This is a genomic window from Pseudomonas sp. NPDC008258, from assembly GCF_042956345.1.
GTDB lineage: Bacteria > Pseudomonadota > Gammaproteobacteria > Pseudomonadales > Pseudomonadaceae > Aquipseudomonas.
Genome location: NZ_JBIBGE010000051.1, coordinates 1 through 20,807 on the forward strand (window position 1 = coordinate 1; position 20,807 = coordinate 20,807).

The 20,807-nt window shown below is 59.0% G+C and carries 19 protein-coding genes; 13 read left to right on the plus strand and 6 right to left on the minus strand.

Going from position 1 to position 20,807, the window contains the following annotated elements; genetic code table 11:
• The 13 genes from ACFY9W_RS27200 to ACFY9W_RS27260 form a co-directional block, all read left to right on the plus strand.
• The coding region (locus ACFY9W_RS27200; protein WP_391137364.1) for a thiamine pyrophosphate-dependent enzyme at positions 1–249 on the plus strand (249 nt) is incomplete at its 5' end.
• A gap of 10 nt (positions 250–259) precedes the next feature.
• Positions 260–1,702 carry an NADP-dependent succinate-semialdehyde dehydrogenase gene (gene gabD / locus ACFY9W_RS27205; protein ID WP_391137368.1) on the plus strand — a complete coding sequence of 481 codons (1,443 nt, stop codon included), beginning with the start codon at positions 260–262 and terminating at the stop codon, positions 1,700–1,702.
• Between the two features lie 57 nt (positions 1,703–1,759).
• On the plus strand, positions 1,760–2,782 hold the full coding sequence (locus ACFY9W_RS27210; protein ID WP_391137371.1) for an aldo/keto reductase: 1,023 nt from the start codon (positions 1,760–1,762) through the stop codon (positions 2,780–2,782).
• 124 nt (positions 2,783–2,906) lie between these two features.
• A complete protein-coding gene (locus ACFY9W_RS27215) occupies positions 2,907–3,941 on the plus strand; it encodes an extracellular solute-binding protein (RefSeq protein ID WP_391137374.1) in 1,035 nt (344 codons plus the stop codon).
• A 433-nt stretch (positions 3,942–4,374) separates the two neighbouring features.
• Positions 4,375–5,709, plus strand: a complete 1,335-nt coding sequence (locus ACFY9W_RS27220; RefSeq protein ID WP_391137440.1) for an MFS transporter — start codon at positions 4,375–4,377, stop codon at positions 5,707–5,709.
• Between the two features lie 555 nt (positions 5,710–6,264).
• Positions 6,265–7,128, plus strand: a complete 864-nt coding sequence (locus ACFY9W_RS27225) for a transporter substrate-binding domain-containing protein (protein WP_391137377.1) — start codon at positions 6,265–6,267, stop codon at positions 7,126–7,128.
• Positions 7,129–7,155: 27 nt separating this feature from the next.
• Positions 7,156–7,797, plus strand: a complete 642-nt coding sequence (locus tag ACFY9W_RS27230) for an ABC transporter permease subunit (protein WP_391137380.1) — start codon at positions 7,156–7,158, stop codon at positions 7,795–7,797.
• A gap of 9 nt (positions 7,798–7,806) precedes the next feature.
• Positions 7,807–8,469, plus strand: coding sequence for an ABC transporter permease subunit (locus ACFY9W_RS27235; protein WP_391137383.1), 663 nt, complete (start codon positions 7,807–7,809; stop codon positions 8,467–8,469).
• Positions 8,462–9,220 carry an ATP-binding cassette domain-containing protein gene (locus ACFY9W_RS27240; RefSeq protein WP_391137386.1) on the plus strand — a complete coding sequence of 253 codons (759 nt, stop codon included), beginning with the start codon at positions 8,462–8,464 and terminating at the stop codon, positions 9,218–9,220. Before ACFY9W_RS27235 ends, ACFY9W_RS27240 begins: the two co-directional genes overlap by 8 nt.
• 208 nt (positions 9,221–9,428) lie before the next feature.
• Entirely contained in the window at positions 9,429–10,835 is a 1,407-nt protein-coding gene (locus tag ACFY9W_RS27245) for an FAD-dependent oxidoreductase (protein WP_391137389.1), read from the plus strand.
• Positions 10,836–10,847: 12 nt separating this feature from the next.
• Positions 10,848–11,195: a cupin domain-containing protein gene (locus tag ACFY9W_RS27250; RefSeq protein ID WP_391137392.1), complete on the plus strand. Its 348-nt coding sequence runs from the start codon at positions 10,848–10,850 to the stop codon at positions 11,193–11,195.
• 23 nt (positions 11,196–11,218) lie between these two features.
• Entirely contained in the window at positions 11,219–12,715 is a 1,497-nt protein-coding gene (locus tag ACFY9W_RS27255; RefSeq protein ID WP_391137395.1) for a PucR family transcriptional regulator ligand-binding domain-containing protein, read from the plus strand.
• Positions 12,716–12,849: 134 nt separating this feature from the next.
• Complete coding sequence (locus tag ACFY9W_RS27260) at positions 12,850–14,103, plus strand: tetratricopeptide repeat protein (protein ID WP_391137398.1); 1,254 nt, start codon at positions 12,850–12,852, stop codon at positions 14,101–14,103.
• A gap of 54 nt (positions 14,104–14,157) precedes the next feature.
• On the opposite strand, the gene ACFY9W_RS27265 is transcribed toward ACFY9W_RS27260, so the two are convergent.
• From ACFY9W_RS27265 to arnA, 6 genes are read right to left on the minus strand one after another with little or no spacing between them, the layout of a single operon-like run.
• On the minus strand, positions 14,158–15,534 hold the full coding sequence (locus ACFY9W_RS27265) for a UDP-glucose 6-dehydrogenase (protein WP_391137401.1): 1,377 nt from the start codon (positions 15,532–15,534) through the stop codon (positions 14,158–14,160).
• Positions 15,535–15,547: 13 nt separating this feature from the next.
• Positions 15,548–15,943: a 4-amino-4-deoxy-L-arabinose-phosphoundecaprenol flippase subunit ArnF gene (gene arnF, locus ACFY9W_RS27270; protein ID WP_391137404.1), complete on the minus strand. Its 396-nt coding sequence runs from the start codon at positions 15,941–15,943 to the stop codon at positions 15,548–15,550.
• Positions 15,940–16,290 carry an EamA family transporter gene (locus tag ACFY9W_RS27275; protein ID WP_391137407.1) on the minus strand — a complete coding sequence of 117 codons (351 nt, stop codon included), beginning with the start codon at positions 16,288–16,290 and terminating at the stop codon, positions 15,940–15,942. The genes arnF and ACFY9W_RS27275 overlap by 4 nt, the downstream gene beginning before the upstream one ends.
• Entirely contained in the window at positions 16,287–17,936 is a 1,650-nt protein-coding gene (arnT, locus tag ACFY9W_RS27280; RefSeq protein WP_391137409.1) for a lipid IV(A) 4-amino-4-deoxy-L-arabinosyltransferase, read from the minus strand. The genes ACFY9W_RS27275 and arnT overlap by 4 nt, the downstream gene beginning before the upstream one ends.
• A complete protein-coding gene (arnD, locus tag ACFY9W_RS27285; RefSeq protein WP_391137411.1) occupies positions 17,933–18,820 on the minus strand; it encodes a 4-deoxy-4-formamido-L-arabinose-phosphoundecaprenol deformylase in 888 nt (295 codons plus the stop codon). The genes arnT and arnD overlap by 4 nt, the downstream gene beginning before the upstream one ends.
• On the minus strand, positions 18,817–20,805 hold the full coding sequence (gene arnA / locus ACFY9W_RS27290) for a bifunctional UDP-4-amino-4-deoxy-L-arabinose formyltransferase/UDP-glucuronic acid oxidase ArnA (protein ID WP_391137414.1): 1,989 nt from the start codon (positions 20,803–20,805) through the stop codon (positions 18,817–18,819). Before arnA ends, arnD begins: the two co-directional genes overlap by 4 nt.
• Between the last annotated feature and the right edge of the window lie 2 nt (positions 20,806–20,807).

Sequence of the window (20,807 nt, forward strand, 5' to 3'; positions counted from 1 at the left end):
ATCCGCTGGAAGCAGGCCAACATGGGCTTCACCGATTTCGGCCTGGACTACGGCAACCCGGACTTCGTCAAGTACGCCGAAGCCTACGGTGCCAATGGCCACCGCGTGGAAAGTGCTGAAGGACTCCTGCCGCTGCTGGAACACTGCATCAAGACCCCAGGCGTGCACGTGATCGACTGCCCGGTCGATTACAGCGAAAACGATCGCATCCTGAACATGGACCTGCGCGAGCGCAGTGCTGCTATCTGAGGAGTTGGACATGCATTTGAAAGATCCACAGCTGTTCCGTCAGCAAGCGTTCATCAACGGTGAATGGCTTGATGCTGATAGCAGTCTGGTAATCCGTGTGACCAACCCCGCCACGGGTGAAGTCATCGGTACCGTGCCGAAGATGGGCACCGCGGAAACCCGCCGCGCCATCGAAGCCGCCGACAAGGCTCTGCCGGCCTGGCGTGCCCTGACCGCCAAAGAGCGTTCGGCCAAGCTGCGTCGCTGGTTCGAACTGATGATCGAGCACCAGGACGACCTGGCTCGCCTGATGACCACCGAGCAAGGCAAGCCGCTGGCCGAAGCCAAGGGCGAAATCGCCTACGCCGCTTCGTTCATCGAGTGGTTCGCCGAAGAAGCCAAGCGCGTCTACGGTGACACCATTCCTGGCCACCAGCCAGACAAGCGCCTGATCGTCATCAAGCAGCCAATCGGCGTTACCGCGGCCATCACCCCGTGGAACTTCCCGGCCGCCATGATCACCCGTAAAGCCGGCCCGGCCCTGGCCGCTGGCTGCACCATGGTGCTCAAGCCTGCTTCGCAGACCCCGTACTCCGCCTTGGCGCTGGTCGAACTGGCCAACCGCGCCGGCATCCCGGCTGGCGTGCTGAGCGTGGTCACCGGTAGCGCTGGCGAAGTGGGCAGCGAACTGACCGGCAACGCCCTGGTACGCAAGCTGTCGTTCACCGGCTCCACCGACATCGGTCGCCAGTTGATGCAGGAATGCGCCAAGGACATCAAGAAGGTTTCCCTGGAGCTGGGTGGTAACGCCCCGTTCATCGTGTTCGACGACGCTGACCTCGACAAGGCCGTCGAGGGCGCGATGATTTCCAAATTCCGCAACAACGGTCAGACCTGCGTCTGCGCCAACCGCATTTATGTGCAGGACGGCGTGTACGACGCGTTTGCCCAGAAGCTGGCCGATGCAGTTGCCAAGCTGAAGATCGGCAACGGCCTGGAAGAGGGCACCACCACTGGCCCGCTGATCGACGGCAAAGCCGTCGCCAAGGTCCAGGAGCACATTGATGACGCGGTCTCCAAAGGCGCCAAGGTGCTTGCGGGTGGACAAATCATCGAGGGGCATTTCTTCGAGCCTACCATCCTGATTGATGTGCCCAATGAGGCTGCCGTTGCCAAGGATGAAACATTCGGCCCGCTGGCACCGCTGTTCCGCTTCAAGGACGAAGCCGAAGTCATCGCCATGTCCAACGACACCGAGTTTGGCCTGGCTTCGTACTTCTACGCCCGCGACATGAGCCGTGTGTTCCGTGTTGCCGAAGCCTTGGAATACGGCATGGTGGGTATCAACACCGGCCTGATCTCCAACGAAGTGGCACCGTTCGGTGGCATCAAGGCCTCGGGCCTGGGCCGCGAAGGCTCCAAGTACGGTATCGAGGACTACCTCGAAATCAAGTACCTGTGCCTGAGCATCTGAAGACGCGGTTTCACCAATGCCCGGCTTCGGCCGGGCCTCTTGAAAGGAACGTCATCCATGCAAGCTTCACAGCAACGCAAATGGGCTCGCTCTGGCATCGAGACCAGCGTCATGGGCTTTGGCGCTGCCCAATTGGGCAATTTCATGGCGCCGATCAGTGAAGAGACTGCCGCAGAACTCATCCAGGCCACCTGGAATGCCGGTATCCGCTTTTTCGACACTGCCCCGAGCTACGGCCATGGCCTGAGCGAAGCCCGGTTAGGCCAGGGGTTGCGCTGGCAGCCTCGCGACCAGTTCGTGCTGGCTACCAAAGTAGGCCGGCTGCTGACGCCTCGCCGTCGTGAAGAAATCGACTTCGGTTGCTGGATCAAAGGGCTGCCATTCGAGTGGCGGTTCGACTACTCCTATGACGGCACTATGCGGTCCATTGAAGACAGCCTTCAGCGCACGGGTCTTGAGTACATCGATGTCGCGCTCATCCACGAAGTGGATGTCTACACCCATGGCAGTCAGCAGCCGGAGGTGTTCGACCACGCCATGAAAGGGGCGGGCAGGGCGCTGCTCGAGCTGCGCGACCAAGGCGTGGTGAAGTCGATCGGCATTGGTGTCAACGAAAGCGACGTGGCCCATGAAGCCATTCGCCGTGTCGATTTTGACTGCCTGCTGCTGGCGGGCCGTTACACGTTGATCGAGCAGGATGCCTTGGACGCGTTTCTGCCAAGCTGTGAGGCACAGGGTGTCTCGGTCATCGTCGGCGGTGGGTACAACAGCGGCATTCTGGCTACCGGTGCGGTGCCGGGGGCGCGCTACAACTACGCGCCGGCGAAAGCGCCCGTGCTGCAGCTTGTGCAGTCGATCGAGGACGTCTGCCGGGAGTTCGATGTGCCCCTCAAGTCGGCAGCGTTACAGTTCATCGCCGCGCACCCAGCGGTGGCGAACATCATTCCAGGTGTGCGCAGTGTTCAGCAGCTCAGCGAAAACATCGCGACCTTCGAGCACAACATTCCTCACGAATTCTGGCACGAACTGAAGCGGCGCTCGCTCATCCGCGAGGATTCGCCTACCCCGGCTTCACGCTGATACCGCTTTTTGATCCTGGTGGATCCAGCGAGCATTTGCCTCACCGGTCGGTGCTCGCTTTTTTTTTCGCAGTACGTTGCACGCGTAAAACTTCTTTACAAAACCAATAAATAGAGAGGCTCGCATGAACAAAGGATTGATCGCTGGTGCAATGATTTCCGTCCTGGCCACCCCAGCTGGTGCTACCGAGATGACGGTCATCTCGTACGGGGGTGTCAGCAAGACGGTACAGACCGAGGTTTTCTATCAGCCATTCGAAGCTGCCCATCAGGTAAAACTGATCGCCGGTGAATACAACGGCGAGATGGGGCGCATCAAGGTCATGGTCGATACCAACAGCGTCAACTGGGACGTGGTCCAGGTTGAAGGGGACGATCTTGTGCGTGGCTGCGAGGAGGGGCTGTTCGAGCCTTTGGACCAGGCCCGCCTCGGCAAGCAGGAAGACTTCGTGCCGGGCACGCTTTCGGATTGCGGCGCGGGGTTGTTGGTCTGGTCGATGGCACTCGCCTACAACACCGATGCGCTGAAGGCGGCGCCTGGCGGCTGGCAGGATTTCTGGGATATCAAGAAATTCCCAGGCAAGCGGGCCCTGCGCAGGGGGCCCAAGTTCAATCTGGAAGCGGCACTGATGGCCGATGGCGTACCGCGTGATCAGATCTATCAGGTGCTGGGCACCCCGGAAGGGGTGAACCGGGCGTTCCACAAGCTTGACGAAATCAAATCCTACGTCCAATGGTGGGAGGCAGGCGCACAGCCCATGCAGTTCCTCGCAAGCAAGGACGTAGTGATGACCACTGCATTCAACGGTCGCATCTTCGCTGCCGAGCAGTCGGGCGCCCCGATCAAACCGATCTGGAATGGCAGCATCTACTCCATCGACTACTGGGCGATCCCCCGTGGCAGCAAGAACAAGGCACTTGCCGAAGACTTCATCGCGTTCACTCTGCGTCCCGAAAACCAGCAAAAGCACACCACCCAGCTAGGCTATGGCTCGGTCAACCTGCACACCGCCGCGTTGCTTGATCCTGCTCTGGCCCGGCAACTCAATACCGCACCCGACAACATGGCGCGCTCGATGGCAGTCAGCAGCGAGTTCTGGATCGACCATGGCGAGGAGCTGCAGGAGCGCTTCAATGCCTGGGTCGCCCGTAAGGGTTGATTTGACCCAGCATCCTTTCACGCCGATGGCATGACATTCCGGTGGAACAGTGCGTCCACCGGATTTGGCGCTGTCCGTAACAAACATGACAGTTGACCGAGATCTCGCATTCTTTGTGGTAATCATACTATTTCCTGAGCTCACGCCAGCTTACTCTGGGCGCGTCGTAGGAATTTGCTCGGCCGGCAGCACGAACACGCAGTTGTACGAAAACGTCGTATAACCCTGATCGTAACGCCATGCCGATGTGCAGGGACTGCCAACTTGGGTCGTTCACTTTGCAGTGAGGATTTCGAATCCCGCGATAGTCGTTCGGCCAGCTAAGTTTATATACAAAAATAATACGGTAACTCATACGTTTCTGCCGCGTGCCCCGTCTTGCCGGTTTGCGGGCTTGCATGAGTTACTTAGCATCGAGCAAAGAGACAACATAATGTCAAATAAGCAAAAGATTTCCTTAGAAGATGCCCCTCTGAACAGCTTCCACAAAAAGCTGGCTGTGTACTCCTCTGGTGCCCCGTTCTTGGATGGCTATATCCTGAGTATTATCGGTGTCGTCCTCGTGCAACTGAGTCAGTCGCTGCAGTTGACTGTTTTTCAAGAAGGTATGGTCGCCGCAGCTTCCCTGATCGGTATGTTCTTTGGCGGGTTCGTGGGTGGGCTATTCACCGATAAGCTTGGCCGCAAGACACTTTATGTGCTGGTGCTGGTAGCGTTGGCCGTGTTCTCGCTTGGCCAGTTCTGGGTCAATTCCGCTGCAGCGCTTATCGTGTTGCGCTTGCTGCTGGGGGTTGCAATCGGCGCCGACCACCCGCTTGCCACCTCGTTGCTGGCCGAGTTCCTGCCAAAGAAACAGCGTGGCTCGATTCTGGCCAGCCTGGTGATGATGTGGTTCGTCGGTGCGGCGGTCGCTTACGTGGCAGGTGAATTCATCCTTCGTGCGATGGGCCCTGAGGCCTGGCGCTGGGCGCTGGCCAGTGCCGTGGTGCCGGCCGTATTGTTCCTGATCATGCGTGCTGGTACCCCTGAGTCTGCCCGTTGGTTGCTCAGCAAGGGTCGCACTGCTGAAGCAGATCAGGTCATCAAGAAAGTGTATGGCGACAAATTCTCCATCGCCGACCTGTCCGAGCCTGTGGCCGAGCGCAAGGTTTCCGTTTCCTCGCTGTTCCACTCGCATTACGGCAAACGCATTTTCTTCGTCAGCATCTTCTGGACCTGCTCGATCATCCCTCAGTTCGCGATCTATGCATTCGCTCCCAAGATTCTCGCCGCGATGGGCTTGACGGGTGATCTGGCTGCCTGGGGCGCGGTCGCGATCACCATCATCTTCGTGTTCGGTTGCCTGCTGGGTGTGAAGCTGATCAACCCGTTGGGTCGACGCAAAATGCTCATCCACAGCTTCCTGTGGTCCGGCCTGGCACTGCTGCTGCTTGGCCTGTTCCCAGATGGTGCTGGCCTGCTGACCTTGGCGCTGTTTGGCAGCTACGCGCTGTTCATCGGTGGTGCCCAGGTGCTGCAATACGTATATCCCAACGAGCTGTTCCCAACTGAAGTTCGAGGTTCGGCGGTGGGCCTGGCCACATCGCTTTCGCGAATCGGCGCAGCCATCGGTACCTACCTTGTGCCCATGTCGCTGTCGTCCATCGGCATCGCCAACACCATGATCGTTGCCTTTGGTATCTCGATGGTTGGTCTGTTCTTCACCTGGCAGATGGCCCCTGAGACGCGCTCACTGGACCTCGCCAAGGCAAGTGCAGCCTCGGCCTAAGAATTAGCTGCTCTTGTTGTGTCGTTTGGCGCGATTTCGAATAGAAATCGCGCTTTTTTTATAATGAAAGAATGTCTTCTGAAAAAGCCGTCTCGTATTTGCGAGACGGTTTTTTTGCGTTAGGCGTTTATCTGAGATCGCGCTAAGCAGGTGAAAGGAGTGCGAGCATGCCCAGTTATAAAGGCCTGGGTTGAATAGTTGAATAGTATCAGAGCAAGAAAATTACGAGGCCTTTCATACTGCGGTATGAGTGATCTGAAAAAATGCAGATTTATCTTTTTTACCGTTGATTTGTTCTTGCGAAAGGTCGGTTCGTACGTTAATACATGGTCATCGGCCTGTGGCAGGCCGATACGACACCCACCCTCACAGTCGGTGCAATAAAAATAGCGATCCCGTTTCAGTCCTTCATCCTGCTGATTTTTTCGGTGTGTTCATTCGTGAACGCGTAAACCCTGCGCATGGATGTTGCAGAACGGCAGTCATGGAGCCGTTGGCCTACACAACAACGCTTTCTATGATCCAATACTGGAGTCTCTAAAAATGACAAAAAAAATGAGCGCTTTCAAAAAGATGGTCTTCGCAGTTGGCGCACTCGCCGCCTTTGGCAGCGCCATGGTCGCCCATGCCGACCTTGCAGATATCAAGGCCAGGGGTTACATGACTGTAGTCACTGAAGACGACTATTCCCCCTTCAACTATATCGTCGATGGCAAACCGGCAGGCTTCCACGCCGACCTTCTGGAGGATCTCAAGGCTTTCGGCAAGGCACGCGGAATTGAAGTGCGCCAGGAAATCATGCCTTGGACCGGGCTGCTGGGTGGCGTCACCACGGGCAAATTCGATGCGGCTTTCACCGGTTCGGTGGTCACCGATGAGCGACTGCGAGTATTCGACTTTGCTCCGCCCTTTGCGCCGGCCCAGCACTTCTTCGTCAAACGCAAGAATGACACTTCGATCACCAGCGAGGTAAAGAGCCTGTGCGGAAAAACGGTTGGGTTGCAGGGAGGCAGTTCATTCGAAGCCCGTTTGCCGGAACTCGACAAAATGCTCGACGCGGCTGGCTGCGATCGCGGTGAACTGGTGAAGTATCAGTCTTACACCGAGGCATTTGCGGATCTCGCCAGTGGTCGTATCGACTATGCGATCACCTCGCTGATCGCGGTTAACGACGTTGTAAGGACGCGCCCTGAAGTATTCGCCAAGGGGTTCGCGGTGTCGGGCGGTGGGTTCAACGCCTGGGCCATCCCGAAAAACAATCCGCAACTGCGTCAGTTCCTCACCGATTTCATGACCGAGGTTCGCGCGAGCGGGCGCCTGGCTGCTCTTCAAGTGAAATGGTTCGGCGAAGCCTTCCCCGACATGCCAGCGCAGCCGATCACCAGTGTGAGTGAGTTCCATACCCTGGCGGGTCTGTGAAGCCTGTTCTACGTCGAGGAGTTCCCCATGAATCTCGATACCTGGAAACTGCTGCTGGACGGAGCCTGGGTGACTTTGTACGTCTCGGCTGCGGCCATCGCCCTGGGCGTCCCGATCGGTCTGCTGATTGCAGCAGGCAGGGTCAGCAAGCTGCCGGTGTTGAGCCAGGCGCTGGCGATGTATGTCACCCTGGCCAGGGCCACGCCGCTGGTCACATTGACCCTGTTCATCTTTCTGGCCGCGCCTTCGTTCGGCATCCAGATCAACCGGGTGGCGGCAGCGATCATGGCATTGACCGCCAACACCGCAGCCTTCAACGCGGAAATCTGGCGCTCGGCGTTCATTGGCTTCGCCCGTGAGCAACGGGAGGCCGCCTATGCCTGCGGCATGACCCGGTGGGTGTTCTTCCGCCGCATCATGCTGCCCCAGGTCATCGTCAACAGCCTGCCGGCACTGGTCAGCGAAATGTCATTTCTGATCAAAGCCAGCCCAGCCGTTGCGGTGATTGGCATCGTCGACCTCACGCGGGTCACCAACCGGATCACTTCGGTTACCTATGAACCACTGCCGCCGATTTTGGCAGCTGCAGTGCTGTACATGCTCATGATTGGCGGACTGCTCAAGCTGCAACAGTTGCTCGAGTTCAAAGCCCGCCGACTGGCGGTGTAAGGAGGCGTCATGACGGATTGGCAGATTATCTGGGAAGTCAGGGACGTCTTTCTTCATGGGGTGTGGACCACCGTGCTGCTGTTCGCAGCATCATTCGCCGGCGCGTTCCTGCTGGGATGCCTGGCCCACTTCGGCCTGAGCAGCAACGCGCTGGTGCGCGGTGGGGTCAGGGGCTACATCAGCGTGATGCGCATGTTGCCGTTCCTGATCCTGGCCTACCTGTTCTATTACGGTGCGCCCCAGCTCGGGTTCAGGCCTAACGCCTGGTTCGCCGGGGCTGCGGCCTTGAGCCTTTATCACGGGGCCTATCTGGCGGAGATCCTGCGCGGCAGCCAGCTTACGCTGCCTGTGGGCCAGGCCGAGGCAGCCCTGGCTCAAGGGTTTCGGCGTGTGCCGCTGTACCTGCGAATCATCCTGCCGCAGTTGCTGATGCGTTCGCGGCCGTTGATCGGCAATCAGATGGTGTATGCACTGAAGGACACGGCCTTTCTTTCGATCATCACGTTGCAGGAACTCACCGCGGCGGCGAGCGCCGTGCAGGCCAGTTACTTCATCCCGACCAATGCGTTCCTGGTGTCCATTGCTTTCTACGTGTTGTTGACCCTGCTGATTGATCTGTATGTGCAGCGATTGGCCCGTTACGGTGTTGCCCGAGGAATCGAACATGCATGACGAAGTGGTAGTCAGTATCAAGGACCTGAGCAAAAGCTTTGGCGGGATCGAGGTGCTGCGCGGTGTCAGCCTGGATGTGAAGAAGGGCAGCGTGGTCAGCATTCTGGGTTCGTCAGGCTCGGGCAAATCGACCTTGTTGCGCTGCATCAACTGGCTGGAAGTGCCGGATCGCGGCAGCATTACCATCGGTGGCCAGCCAATTGGCGTGACCGAATCGGGCAAGCCGATGGACAACAAAACGCTCGCTGCCGTGCGAGCGCGCACGGCAATGGTGTTCCAGAGCTTCAACCTGTGGCCGCACCTGACGGTTTTGCAGAATGTCACCGAAGCGCCCATCCGGGTCAGCAAGGTACCCAAGGAGGCGGCGCGCCAGCAGGCCGAGCAGTTGTTGAGCAAGGTCGGCATGCTGGACAAGCGCGACCAGTATCCCTACACGCTGTCGGGTGGCCAAAAGCAGCGGGTTGCAATTGCCCGGGCCTTGGCCATGAACCCGGAGGTAATCCTGTTCGATGAACCCACCTCGGCGCTGGACCCTGAGAGGGTTGGTGAAGTGCTGCAGGTAATGAAGGGGCTGTCGAACGAAGGCTACACCATGATCGTGGTCACTCACGAAATGGAGTTCGCGCGCCAGGTTTCCAATGAAGTGGTGTTCCTTGAGCAGGGCGTGATCATCGAGCGCGCGGCGCCACAGAAATTCTTCAACGCGCCCGAGAGCGAGCGTGTCAGGAAGTTTCTCGAACTGGAGGCCTGAACAGGCGGGTAGCAACGCACGACCTTGAGCGTTGCATCGTGAGTCAGACGCTCGACTGGCACAAGATTGTTGCAAACCTCGTTTTGCCTGCCTGTTACCGGGTGGGTCGGCATCTTGCGTGCCGAAGAAACATTCAAGGTAGGAACTGGAAGTGCTTGGCCGGGGTGGCGAGCACCTCTTCAAGCTTAATCTTTTGCAGGAACTTACAATGAAACTGACAACAACTGTTCCGCTCAAGCCCAGCCATTGGATGACCTCCGCCGATTTGCTGGAAAGTGCCACGACGCCCCTGCAGGGGGTACAAGAGGCGGATGTGGTGATCGTCGGTGGTGGCTTCGTCGGACTGTGGACGGCCATGACGATCAAGGAGTTGGAGCCTGACGCTCGCGTGCTTGTGCTCGAACAGCATATCTGCGGAGGTGGCGCTTCCGGCCGCAATGGCGGTTTTGTGATGTCCTGGTGGCCGAAAATTGGTTCGCTCACGGCGTTCAGCTCCACCGAACAAGCGCTGTTTCTGGCCTACGCTGCCGAAGAGGCCATCAACGAACTCGGTACCTTTTGCGAGCGCTACGGTATCGACGCGCACTTTCGCCAGAGCGGCTGGTTGTGGACAGCGACAACACGGCAGCACCTGGACAGCTGGAACGGTACGCTGGCGGCCTGTGCCAAGCTTGGGGTGGAGCCGTTCGAGCGCCTGGATGCACGTGAAGTCGCCCGCCGCACCGGGTCGTCCGTACACTTGGGAGGTGTATTCGAACGCAGCATCGCCACGGTGCAACCGGCGCTGCTGGTAAAGGGCATGCGTGACGTGGCGCTGAAAATGGGCGTGCTGATCCACGAGCATACGCCTGTGCAGGACATACAGCCGGGTGGGCCGGCTACTGTCACCACGCGTCACGGGCAGGTACGAGCCAAATCCGTCGTGCTGGCGATCAACGCCTGGGCTGCGGCGGTACCGGCTCTGGCCAAACTGATCGTGCCGGTCAACAGCTCGATTGTAGCCACCGAGCGTATGCCAGAGCGCCTGGCAAAAATCGGCTGGACGGGGGGGGAGGCGATCACTGACTCGCAGTTGCTGGTGGATTACTACCGCACGACCCAGGATGGCCGTATTTGCTTTGGCAAAGGCACCGGAGCCATCAGTTACGGTTCGCGGATAGACGGTGTATTCAGCGAACACCGTCAGAGTATCGCCCTGACGGAGGCGGATTTGCGCCGGACCTATCCGATGATATGCGATGCGCAGATCCAGGCGGGATGGTCAGGGCCCATCGACCGTACTTACGACAGCCTTCCGGTATTTGGTCAGCTGCACGGGCATGCGAATGTGCATTACGGAATCGGGTGGAGCGGCAATGGGGTAGGCCCGAGTCGCCTGGGCGGGCGGGTGCTGGCAAGCCTGGCCTTGGGGCGTGATGATGCCTGGAGCCGCTGTGCATTGGTCGGCCGTACCTGCCGGAGCTTTCCGCCGGAGCCGCTGCGTTACTTGGGTGGCAATCTGGTGCGCAATGCCGTGCTGCGCAAGGAACGAGATGAATTGGCCGGGCAGCCTTCTGCAGTGTTGGACCGCTACCTGGCGCGCTTCGCCCCTTCGGGCCTGGAAGACAAGAACTGAGGATAGTTGACGATGACCATGACCAAGATCTGTACGCGAGATCCACTGTTTTTTGGCGATGCCGTGCGTCTGGGCTCTGAAGTGGAAAAGCCCGTTGCGCAGGCACGCCTGGCGGCGAACCAGGTATTGACCGATGGCCGTGGCGAAGCCGGTGTCTGGGAATGCACCCCAGGACGTTTCCAGCGGCAGGTCATGCAGGCCGAATACAGCTATATCATCTCAGGGGAGGGCAGCTTCACGGCCGAAGGCGGGCAGACCGTCGACTTCGGGGCGGGCGATGTGTTGTATTTCAGCGCCAATACCCACGGTACCTGGGATATCCGCAGCACGGTACGCAAGACGTATATCATCCTGGCCTGATCGATTGCAGTGGAGTGCTTGCAGTGGCCCAACGTATCCGTGACCTGATCGCCCTACCCGAATTGCGTTCGCGAATCATCGCCGGGCACCGAGGTCAGGATCGTCTGGTGCGTTGGGCGCACGCCTTCGAGCTTGCCGATCCTGGCGAGTGGCTGGGCAGTGGTGATGTGCTGATGACTACAGGTTTGGGAATACCGCGTCAGCCTGATCAGCAGCGTGAATATCTCACGCGCCTGGCGCAGTGTGGGCTTGCGGGCATCATGATCGGTGAGAACATGCAAGCCCCCGTCGACATCAGCGGATTGACCGCCTGTGGGGATGCATTGGGGTTCCCGGTCATCATGACTGACTATGAAGTCCCATTCGCGGCGGTGACGCGCGCCATCATCGATGCCAACCAGCAGGAGGAATATGCCAGGCGCACAACCCTGGCCAACGTTTACGAGAGTGCCCGTCTCGGGATGCAGGGGCTGGGGTTGCCTGCAACACTTGCCAGGCTGGCGGGTGATATCCAGTGCGAGCTGTATCTTGTTGGATGTGAAGACCTCGAGCCTTGGGCGGACACACTTCCGGCGTTGCCTGAAAGCCTGCGCAGCGCATTGGCGCAGGGGCGCAGCCGCAGTAAGGCCCAACAGTCGATCGTCCGCCGCCATCAGGCGAACAAGGGGGAGTTCCATAGCATCGAATTGTCCAATCAGCAGGGCTGCCTGCTGGTCATCGTGGGGGACCGCTTGCCCGACTATGGGCTGCTCCATCACCTGACGGTGGTGCTGGCACTTGAAACGCAGCGAGTGCAGGCCGAGCTGGAACGGCATCTGCGCCTGGGCTCGGAGCTGCTCGATGACCTGATTCAGCGTCGCTTGCAAACCGCTGACGCTGAAGCCCGGTTGCAGGATTTCCTACCGGGGACCTCGCTGGTCAATGCGGTCATCTCCGTAGCCCGGCTCGATGGCGAAGCCGCTACACGTATCGATGCCAGGCTGCGCAAGATGGATATCGGCGCGCTCGTGCGCCGGCAGGCTGACCAACTGCTGCTGTTGCACAATCAATCGTTGCTTGCCGAGTACGCTCAGCAATTGGGCGTGGCGTTGGGCGCCAGCGCAGCGCTCCAGACGCCGTATCGGGCGCCCGATGCACTGCGCGAAGCCTGGGTGGCCCATGCTCATACCCATCGAAGAAGATCGCTGTGCCTGTATGCGGAGCTGGAAACCGATACCCCCTGGATGCCGCGAACGCCCGATGAAGCGGCGCGTGCATTCAACCATGTGTTGGGTGCCGTGTATCAGTACGACAAAAGCAACAACACTGCGCTGATTACCAGTTTGAAGGTGCTGCTCGAAGAGAACCGCTCATGGTTGAAGGCCGCCAATCGCTTGCATGTGCATAAGCAGACCCTGGTCTACCGGATTCGTCGTGTCGAGGAGATAAGCGGGCGGTCGCTGGATTCGACTGCCGACGTGGCAGCGCTGTGGTTCGCGCTGCAGAGTGCGTGGGCCGTCGAGGATGGCGATCAGCACTGAGGCAATGGCTATCGTGGCGATCCGGCGCGTCAGGCAACTTGAGCAGTTTTTAGAACGCGCATGAATTTATTTCTGCAAGTTCAGCTGGGTAGATTGGGCATGATGTACGCTCTCGAATCCAACGGGTCTTCTGTATGTCAATCGCCGATCGCTATGGCCTCGTGCTTTCCACCTCATCACAAGCGGCCGCTGAGCGCTATCAAACGGGCGTAGATCTCATGCTTGCTGCCTGGCCGGGGGCGAATGAGGCATTGGAGGCTGCGCTCACCGCAGACCCTTCCTTTGCGCTTGCTCATGCAGCACGAGCCCGGCTCCATGCCATGCGTGGTCAAATCGAACACGCCAAGGGCAGTATCGAGTTGTCCCGGCAATGGGTGGTCAAGGTGGGCAATGAGCGGGAGCGAAGCCACGTCCATGTGCTTTCACTGGCCATCGGCGGGCAATCAGCCCAAGCCCTTGATTGTGCGCTGGCGCATGTAGAACGCTGGCCCACGGATGTGATCATCTTCTCGCTTCCGTTGGGGGCTTTTGGCCTTTTCGCGTTCTCGGGCAGGGATGATCACGACCAGGCACGCGTGACACTCTGTGAGCGTCATGCCCGGCATTTTTCGCATGATGACTGGTGGTTCACCGGTTATCGCGGATGGGCGCATGGCGAAAATGGCAACCTTGTGCGCGCACGTGAGCTGACCGAGCGTTCGCTTCAGTTACGGATAAAAAACGCCAATGCGTTTCATGCCCACGTCCATGTGTTGCATGAGTCCGGTCTTCACGCTGACATCACACAAGCTATCGACGGTTGGCTACCGGAGTACGACCGCGCTGGCGTGCTGCATGGCCACATTGCCTGGCACGCAGCCCTTGGGGCGTTGGCGCAAGGCAGGCATGAGCAGGCACTGAGTATCTATTCGAACAGCGTTGCCCCTGATGTCTCCGCTGGCGTACCGTTGAATATCATCACCGACGGCGCATCGTTACTCTGGCGCTTGTCGCTTGGCGGTATCGATCACCCCCGCACGCTCTGGACTGAATTGGCAGCGTATGCGCAGCCATACTTTCAGGGCGCAGGCTTCGCCTTCGCCGACTTGCACATGGCGATACTGTCGGCTGCCACTGGCGATCGAGCGGCGGTTGAACAGCGTATTGCTGCCCTCGATGAGCAGTTACTGCGTGGGAGCCTTGCAGCAGGTCGGGTCGCACCAGAACTCTGTCGTGCAATGCTGGCGTTCGCCGAAGGCCGGTACGAAGCGTGCTTGCGCACACTGCAGGGGGTTGCCAATGAGGTGGTCAGGATAGGCGGGAGCGGTGCGCAACGGGAAATTGTTCAGCAAACCTTGATTGAGTCGCTTCGCCGCACTACGGAACCAGCCGTACACGCCCGCGCCTGAGGGGGTATCGTTTTGAATCAGTGCCTGCCCCTGTGTTGCAGAGCAGGCTCCCGCTTAGCAAGCCGCTACCGTCATGGCGGTTTGACCCAAGGGGTTGGGCTGGCAGGACAGCCCTCGGCCAATCGGGTAATAGCTGAACCCGTACCTGGCCATTCGCTCGGGGTCATACAGGTTGCGACCATCGAACACCACCGGCGTTTTCAGTTGCCGCTTTATGAGTTCAAAGTCCGGGGCTTTGAATTGCTGCCACTCCGTGCACACGATCAATGCATCGGCTCCGCTCAGCGTGGCCTCAGGCGTGCCCATCAAGGTCAAACGCTGACTGTGGCCATAGATACGCTGCGTTTCGTACATTGCTTCGGGGTCATACGCCAGGACACGTGCGCCGTGTTCCCAAAGTGCTTCCATCAGCTCGCGGCTGGGGGCGTCACGCATGTCGTCGGTATTGGGTTTGAATGCCAGCCCCCACAGCGCGAATGTCCTGCCCTGCAGGTTGCCGCCATAATAGGACTGGACCCGTTCGAAAAGCTTGCTCTTCTGCCGCTGATTGATCGCTTCAACGGCCTTTAGCAAATCACTGGAGCATTGCACCTGCTCAGCACTGTGGATCAATGCACGCATATCCTTGGGGAAACATGACCCGCCATAGCCGCAGCCAGGATAAATGAAATGGTAGCCAATCCGGGGGTCTGCGCCGATACCCAGCCGAACGGCCTCGATGTCGGCTCCCAGGTGCTCGGCAAGCTCAGCAATCTGGTTGATAAAACTGATTTTCGTTGCAAGCATGCCGTTGGCCGCGTACTTGGTGAGTTCAGCGCTGCGCAACCCCATGAACAACATGCGGTCGTGATTTCGGTTAAAGGGTTCATAGAGTTCGCGCAGCACATGGCGAACCTCTTCGACGTCGCTTCCCACCACGATCCGGTCGGGGCGCCGGCAATCGGCCAATGCGGCACCTTCTTTAAGGAATTCCGGATTGGATGCAATTTCAAAATCCAGGTTGCGATGGTTTGCTTGCAACTGCCGTGTTATGTGAGCACGCAGACGGTCGCCGGTGCCGACCGGGACTGTTGACTTCTCCACAATGATGACGGGATCCACGCGATAGTCTGCGATCTGAGTGCCGACCGCGAACACCGCTGACAGGTCCGCGGCTCCACTTTCCGAGGGAGGTGTGCCGACAGCGATGAATTGCACGCGGCCATGTTCCACGGCCAGTCGGGCATCAGTGGTAAACCTCAATCGCCCGCTATCCAGCCCGTCGCGCAGCAACTCATCCAACCCAGGTTCGTAGATGGTCGCGATGCCTCTGGACAACTGATCGATCTTGCGTCCATCGATATCCATGCAAACGACGTCATGACCGACCTCGGCCAGCACACTGGCCTGAACCAGGCCAACGTAGCCACTGCCAAATACAGTGATTTTCATAGTGTGATCCTTATCAATATTCTGCTGCGCTTCGCTGCGGACGGCGGCTGTTGATGACCCACACACCCGTCACCACAAGGCAAACTCCGAGCGACTTGGTGGTGGTCAGTGGCTCACCAGAGTCGGTGAGGGTGGCGGCCAGCGCGTAAACCAATATGTAACTGGTGCTGAGTAAGCTGTAGGCCCTTGCCAGCGGTAGATACTTCAGTGCTGATAGCCAGCACAGCATCGATGCGACATAGGCCAGTACGGCTGTGCTCAGCACCGCCAGCGCTGCCCAGGACAGTTCAGCGCTGAGCCACAGAGGCGGTGGGGGAAGGCGGCTCATTGCCCAGCGGATGCCCAGTTGCGCGGCGCTGACCAGCACCACGCTGGCTCCGGCAGGTAACAACCCCGCATGGCTGTTCATAGACCGGAACCCAGCAGGCAGACACCCACCACAATCAGGCCAAGCCCGAGCAGATGATGCGTGTCTACTGCTTCGCCAAACAGCAACCGGCTGGCAATGGTGATCAGTACGAAATTAAGGCTGAGCATGGGGTAGGCGATGCCGACATCCATGCGTTGCAGCACCAACATCCAGCAGAGCAGCCCGCAACCCAGGCTGGCTGCCGCCACCCATGGCCATGCACAACGAATGCGCAGCCACCCGCTGGCTTTCGCTGGCTGCCCTTGCCAGTGTTGCACTGTCAGTTTTTGCGCGATCTGGCCAAGGCAGGTGAGCGCCAGCGTTGCCAGTACCAAGGCTACGTTCATGGCAGGACCTGCGGCAGGATGACCAGGGTAAGACGCCCGGAGGTATAGCGTTGACCCTCCGTGGGAAGCAGGTCCAGTTGATGTTGGTCACGCTCGCTCTTTATTCGCAGCAACACGCCCACGGGGCCGTCGATACGAGCGCGCGCCAGCCAGTCCTGGATCTGATCTGCAGAGATGCTCCGCTGGCTGGCCTCGGGATAGGACAAGCCGTACTTGAGCTCGCCCTGAGTGTCGTAGAGCGTGACCTGGGGTGTTTTCAGGCGCCAGGCGAGGGCTGAGGCAACCCCAAGATCATTGCTGACCAGATGCCGGACTTTCGCCAGTTCGGGTATCTGACTGGCGATGAAAGTATCGGGTGTCTTGCTCTGTACAACGGTGTGAGGCATGGCCGCCGGGAGGAACGCAATCAGCATCCAGATTGCCATGAGTGGTGCGTGCCAGTACTGGACAGGTCGAACCCATGCCGCTAACGCTGCGAAAGCCCAGGTAGCGATCACAATCCAGACCAAGGTCAGATGGAATGCGTCATTGACATAAACAGGCCGGTGCAATTGCATGAAAGCCAGCGATACGCCCGCTCCCAAGGCAACCAGGGCATTGAGCACGGCGTTCAGGCGCAGCCCGTTGCTACGTTGCAATTGCAAGCGCTGTGCGAGGAAATGCCCCATGACCAGCGCCAGCGGCATCAGGCAAGGCATGATGTAAGTCGGGAGCTTGCCCCGGCAAAGGCTGAAGAAGATCAGTGGCATCACGAACCACATGATGCAAAATGCAATAGCGGGTTGACCGCGTTCGTGCCATGCCTGGCGCAAGGTGCTCGGTATCAGCCCCGCCCAGGGCAAGGTCGCGACGACGAGTAATGGCAGATAAAACCACCATGCCTGCGCGTGTTGTGCATCTTCCCCGGCAAAGCGGCGGACGTGTTCGTGCCAGAAGAAAAATCGCCAGTAGTCCGGCTCCTGGTGGTGAATGGCCAGCGCCCAGGGAAGCGTGATCAGCAAGGCTCCCACTATTGCCAGAGGTCCGTGAATCAGCAGGGCTTTCACACGTTTTTGCCATGCGGCATAGGGCACCGCGATCAACACTGGCAAAAGCAGCGCGAGAAAACCTTTGGTCAAGAAGCCCATTGCACAGGCGAAGCCAAGCAGTAGCCAATAGCCCAGCCTTATGGCCCTGGCACCGCGTTCAAGCGCATTCCACAGTGCAAACACACTGAGGTTCACCCACAGGGTGAATTGGGGATCCAGATTGCTGTACCCGGCTTGCCCGGCAATCAGCCCGAAGCTTGCGTACAGTAATGCCGCTAGTGCACTCGACCTGGAGTTGCCCCACCATTGTCGTGCAAGCAGGTAGACCAGCAAGGTACTCAATGCTGTTGCTACCAGCGAAGCGATTCGCACACCAAAGAGATTGTCGCCGAAGATCGCCTGGCCGAGCGCGATCATCCAGTAGCCGGCGATAGGTTTTTCAAAATAACGCAAGCCCAGGAAGTGAGGCGAAATCCAGTCACCATCCAGGAGCATCGCTTGACTGATCTGCGCATAGCGGGTTTCGTCTGGAATCCAAAGGCCGTGATTGGTCAAAGGGATCAGGTAAAAAATGGCGAAGACGATGATGCCTAGCGACCATGTGCGGATCTGGCTCATGGTTGACGAACTCCCAGCCATCCTTGGCGCCCCTTGACGCGCCCGCGGACCACCTGCGCGCAGGGCAAGCTGCCACTGGACTCGCTCAGCATTTCGCCAAGTGGGCGAAAGCCAATGCCTTGCTGCTTCACACGTTGCAGCAGCTCCCGGAATTTGGGGGCCAGGCGCATGCCTTCCACTTCCGCGTGAATGGTGTAGATGTTGCCAGGGCCACACGCCATTCGTTTCAGCACCAGATCATGGAAGGTGTCGACCGGCAGCGCGGGGCTGACGACTTCATCGAACGTCGGCAGGTTTACCGGGACCTGAGGCGTGCCGTCACGGCCATCGCTTAGCCGGGGATGGAACGCGCCATGCCCTCGACAATCGCTGTTGTAATGAAACCCGAATGCTTCTTTGGCTTCGATCACACGCGTGTCGGCCCGCCACCCGGCGGCAGCCGAGCATCTGACAGGCTGCCCCAGAATGTTTGACAGGCAGTCATGCCCCTTGCGGATCTGTTCATGCAGTTGGGCGGGTGACCACTGATGGGCATATGCCTGCCAGCCATGATGATCCCAGGCGTGCAGCCCGATTTCATGCCCGGCTGCCTGGGCGCGACGCATCAAAGGTCCGAGTTCGCGGCCGATCGGCTTGCCTGGCCAGGCGGTGCCGGCGAGCAGGATCTCCCACCCGTAGAGGCTGGCCGCCTGTGACCGCATCATCTTCCAAAGGAATGCCGGCTGCGCCAGACGCCACAGGTGCCGGCCCATGTTGTCCGGCCCGACGCTGAAAAAGAACGTTGCCTTGATATCGGCTTCTTCCAGAAGGTCTATTAGCCGGGGCACCCCTTCGCGAGTGCCGCGAAAGGTGTCTACGTCTATACGCAACCCTGCCGAGATCACGAGCGCACCTCAAGTTCGCGCAACGCTTCGTGCAGGAAGAAGTCCAGGGTTTTAGCGATGGTTTGGCGCCACTCGATCGTTGGCGTCCAGCCGATCAGACGCCGGGCGTTTTCGATGCTGGGCGTGCGGTGGGTGACATCCTGATAGCCATTGCCATAGAACGTCCGGCTTTCCACGTCATGAAAACCGGCAAAAGGCGGGAAGTGCTGACGCAGTGGGTGGGCCTCGAATTGCTGTAGCAGCTCATGTGCCAGCTCTCTGATACTGGCCTCGTTGGCCGGGTTGCCAATGTTGATGATCTGACCGCTGCAGCGCTGGCCGGGGTTATCGATAATGCGGGCGAGTGCCTCGATGCCGTCGTCGACATCGGTGAAGCAGCGTTTCTGAGCACCACCGTCGACCAGCCTGATGGGCGTACCTTCGACCAGGTGCAGGATCAGTTGGGTGATCGCACGGGAGCTGCCGATTCGTGCCGAGTCGAGCCGGTCCAGGCGCGGCCCCATCCAGTTGAATGGGCGGAACAGGGTGAAGTCCAGGCCCTGTTGGCCATACGCCCAGATGACGCGGTCGAGCAGTTGTTTTGACGCCGAGTAAATCCAGCGTTGTTTATTGATCGGGCCAACCACCAGGTTGGAGCTGTCTTCGTCGAAGCTTGCGTCCTGACACATCCCATAGACTTCCGAGGTCGATGGGAAAATAACGCGTTTGCCGTATTTCACACAGTACCGCACGATCCGCAGGTTTTCTTCGAAGTCCAGCTCGAATACCTTCAGTGGGTTACGGGTGTATTCAATGGGCGTTGCAATGGCCACCAGCGGCAATATCACGTCGCATTTCTTGATGTGGTATTCCAGCCATTCGGAATGAATGCTGATATCACCCTCGACAAAATTGAAGCGGGGATGCTCGATCAGCCGCGCGATGGCATCTGAGCCGATGTCCATGCCATGAATTTCGTACTGGTCATCGCCGAGGAGGCGCTCGGAAAGGTGATTGCCGATAAAACCGTTAACGCCGAGGATCAACACCCGCGTCCGGCACTTGGCGCTCCGCTGAGTGCTGCGCACCACTGAGCCTTCGACCAAACCGAGCTCTGCCGCCAGGCGTGCGCCGGTCAGGTAGAGCCCGTTGTCATCACATTGGCCCTGGCGCACTGTCAACGCGCCTTCGCCGCAGGCGATGCACAGAGGGTCGATGGACAGTACCGTGCCCGGAGCCTGTCCTGAGTGATTGTCCGCAACCTCTGCATTCCAGATGATCAGCTTGCGCTCGCCCAGCATGCAAAAGGCGCCTGGGTAAGGGAACGTGACCGCCCGAATCAGGTTGCGCAGCTCATGTGCGGTTCTGCACCAGTCAATCAAGCCATCGGCGGCACTACGGCGACCGAAGTAGCTTGCCTTGGTTTCATCTTGCGCAACTTCAAGCAGCTGATTGGCCAGCAACGGCGGCAAGCTGTCTCTAAGCAGGTTCACAGCCGCGGCTTTAAGCTTATGGTGCAGCGACAGCGCAGTGTCTGCGGGTTCGATCGGAACCGGACATTGAGCGAGAATCGGCCCGGCATCCGGGCGTTCGACCATGCGGTGCAAGGTAACGCCAGTTTCGCTCTCGCCGTTGACCAGAACCCAGTTGGCCGGAGCCCGGCCGCGGTAACGCGGCAGCAGTGAACCATGCAAGTTGTAAGCGCCGCGACTGGCGCAGGCGAGCAGGTCTTTTCCCAGCAGATTGCGGTAGTAGAACGAGAACAGCAGGTCGGGTTTCATCGCACGAATACGTTCGACCCACAATGGGTGATTCGCATCGTCTGGCGCGTACACGCGGATATCGCGCTCAGCGCACAGACGGGCGACAGATGCATAGAACACATTTTCCTGAGGGGCGTCGGCGTGGGTGAAGACGGCGGCAATTTCAATGCCTGCTTCCAGCAAGGCTTCGATACCGGCGCAGCCAATATCGTGGTAGGCGAAAACAACGGCTTTACGAGACATGT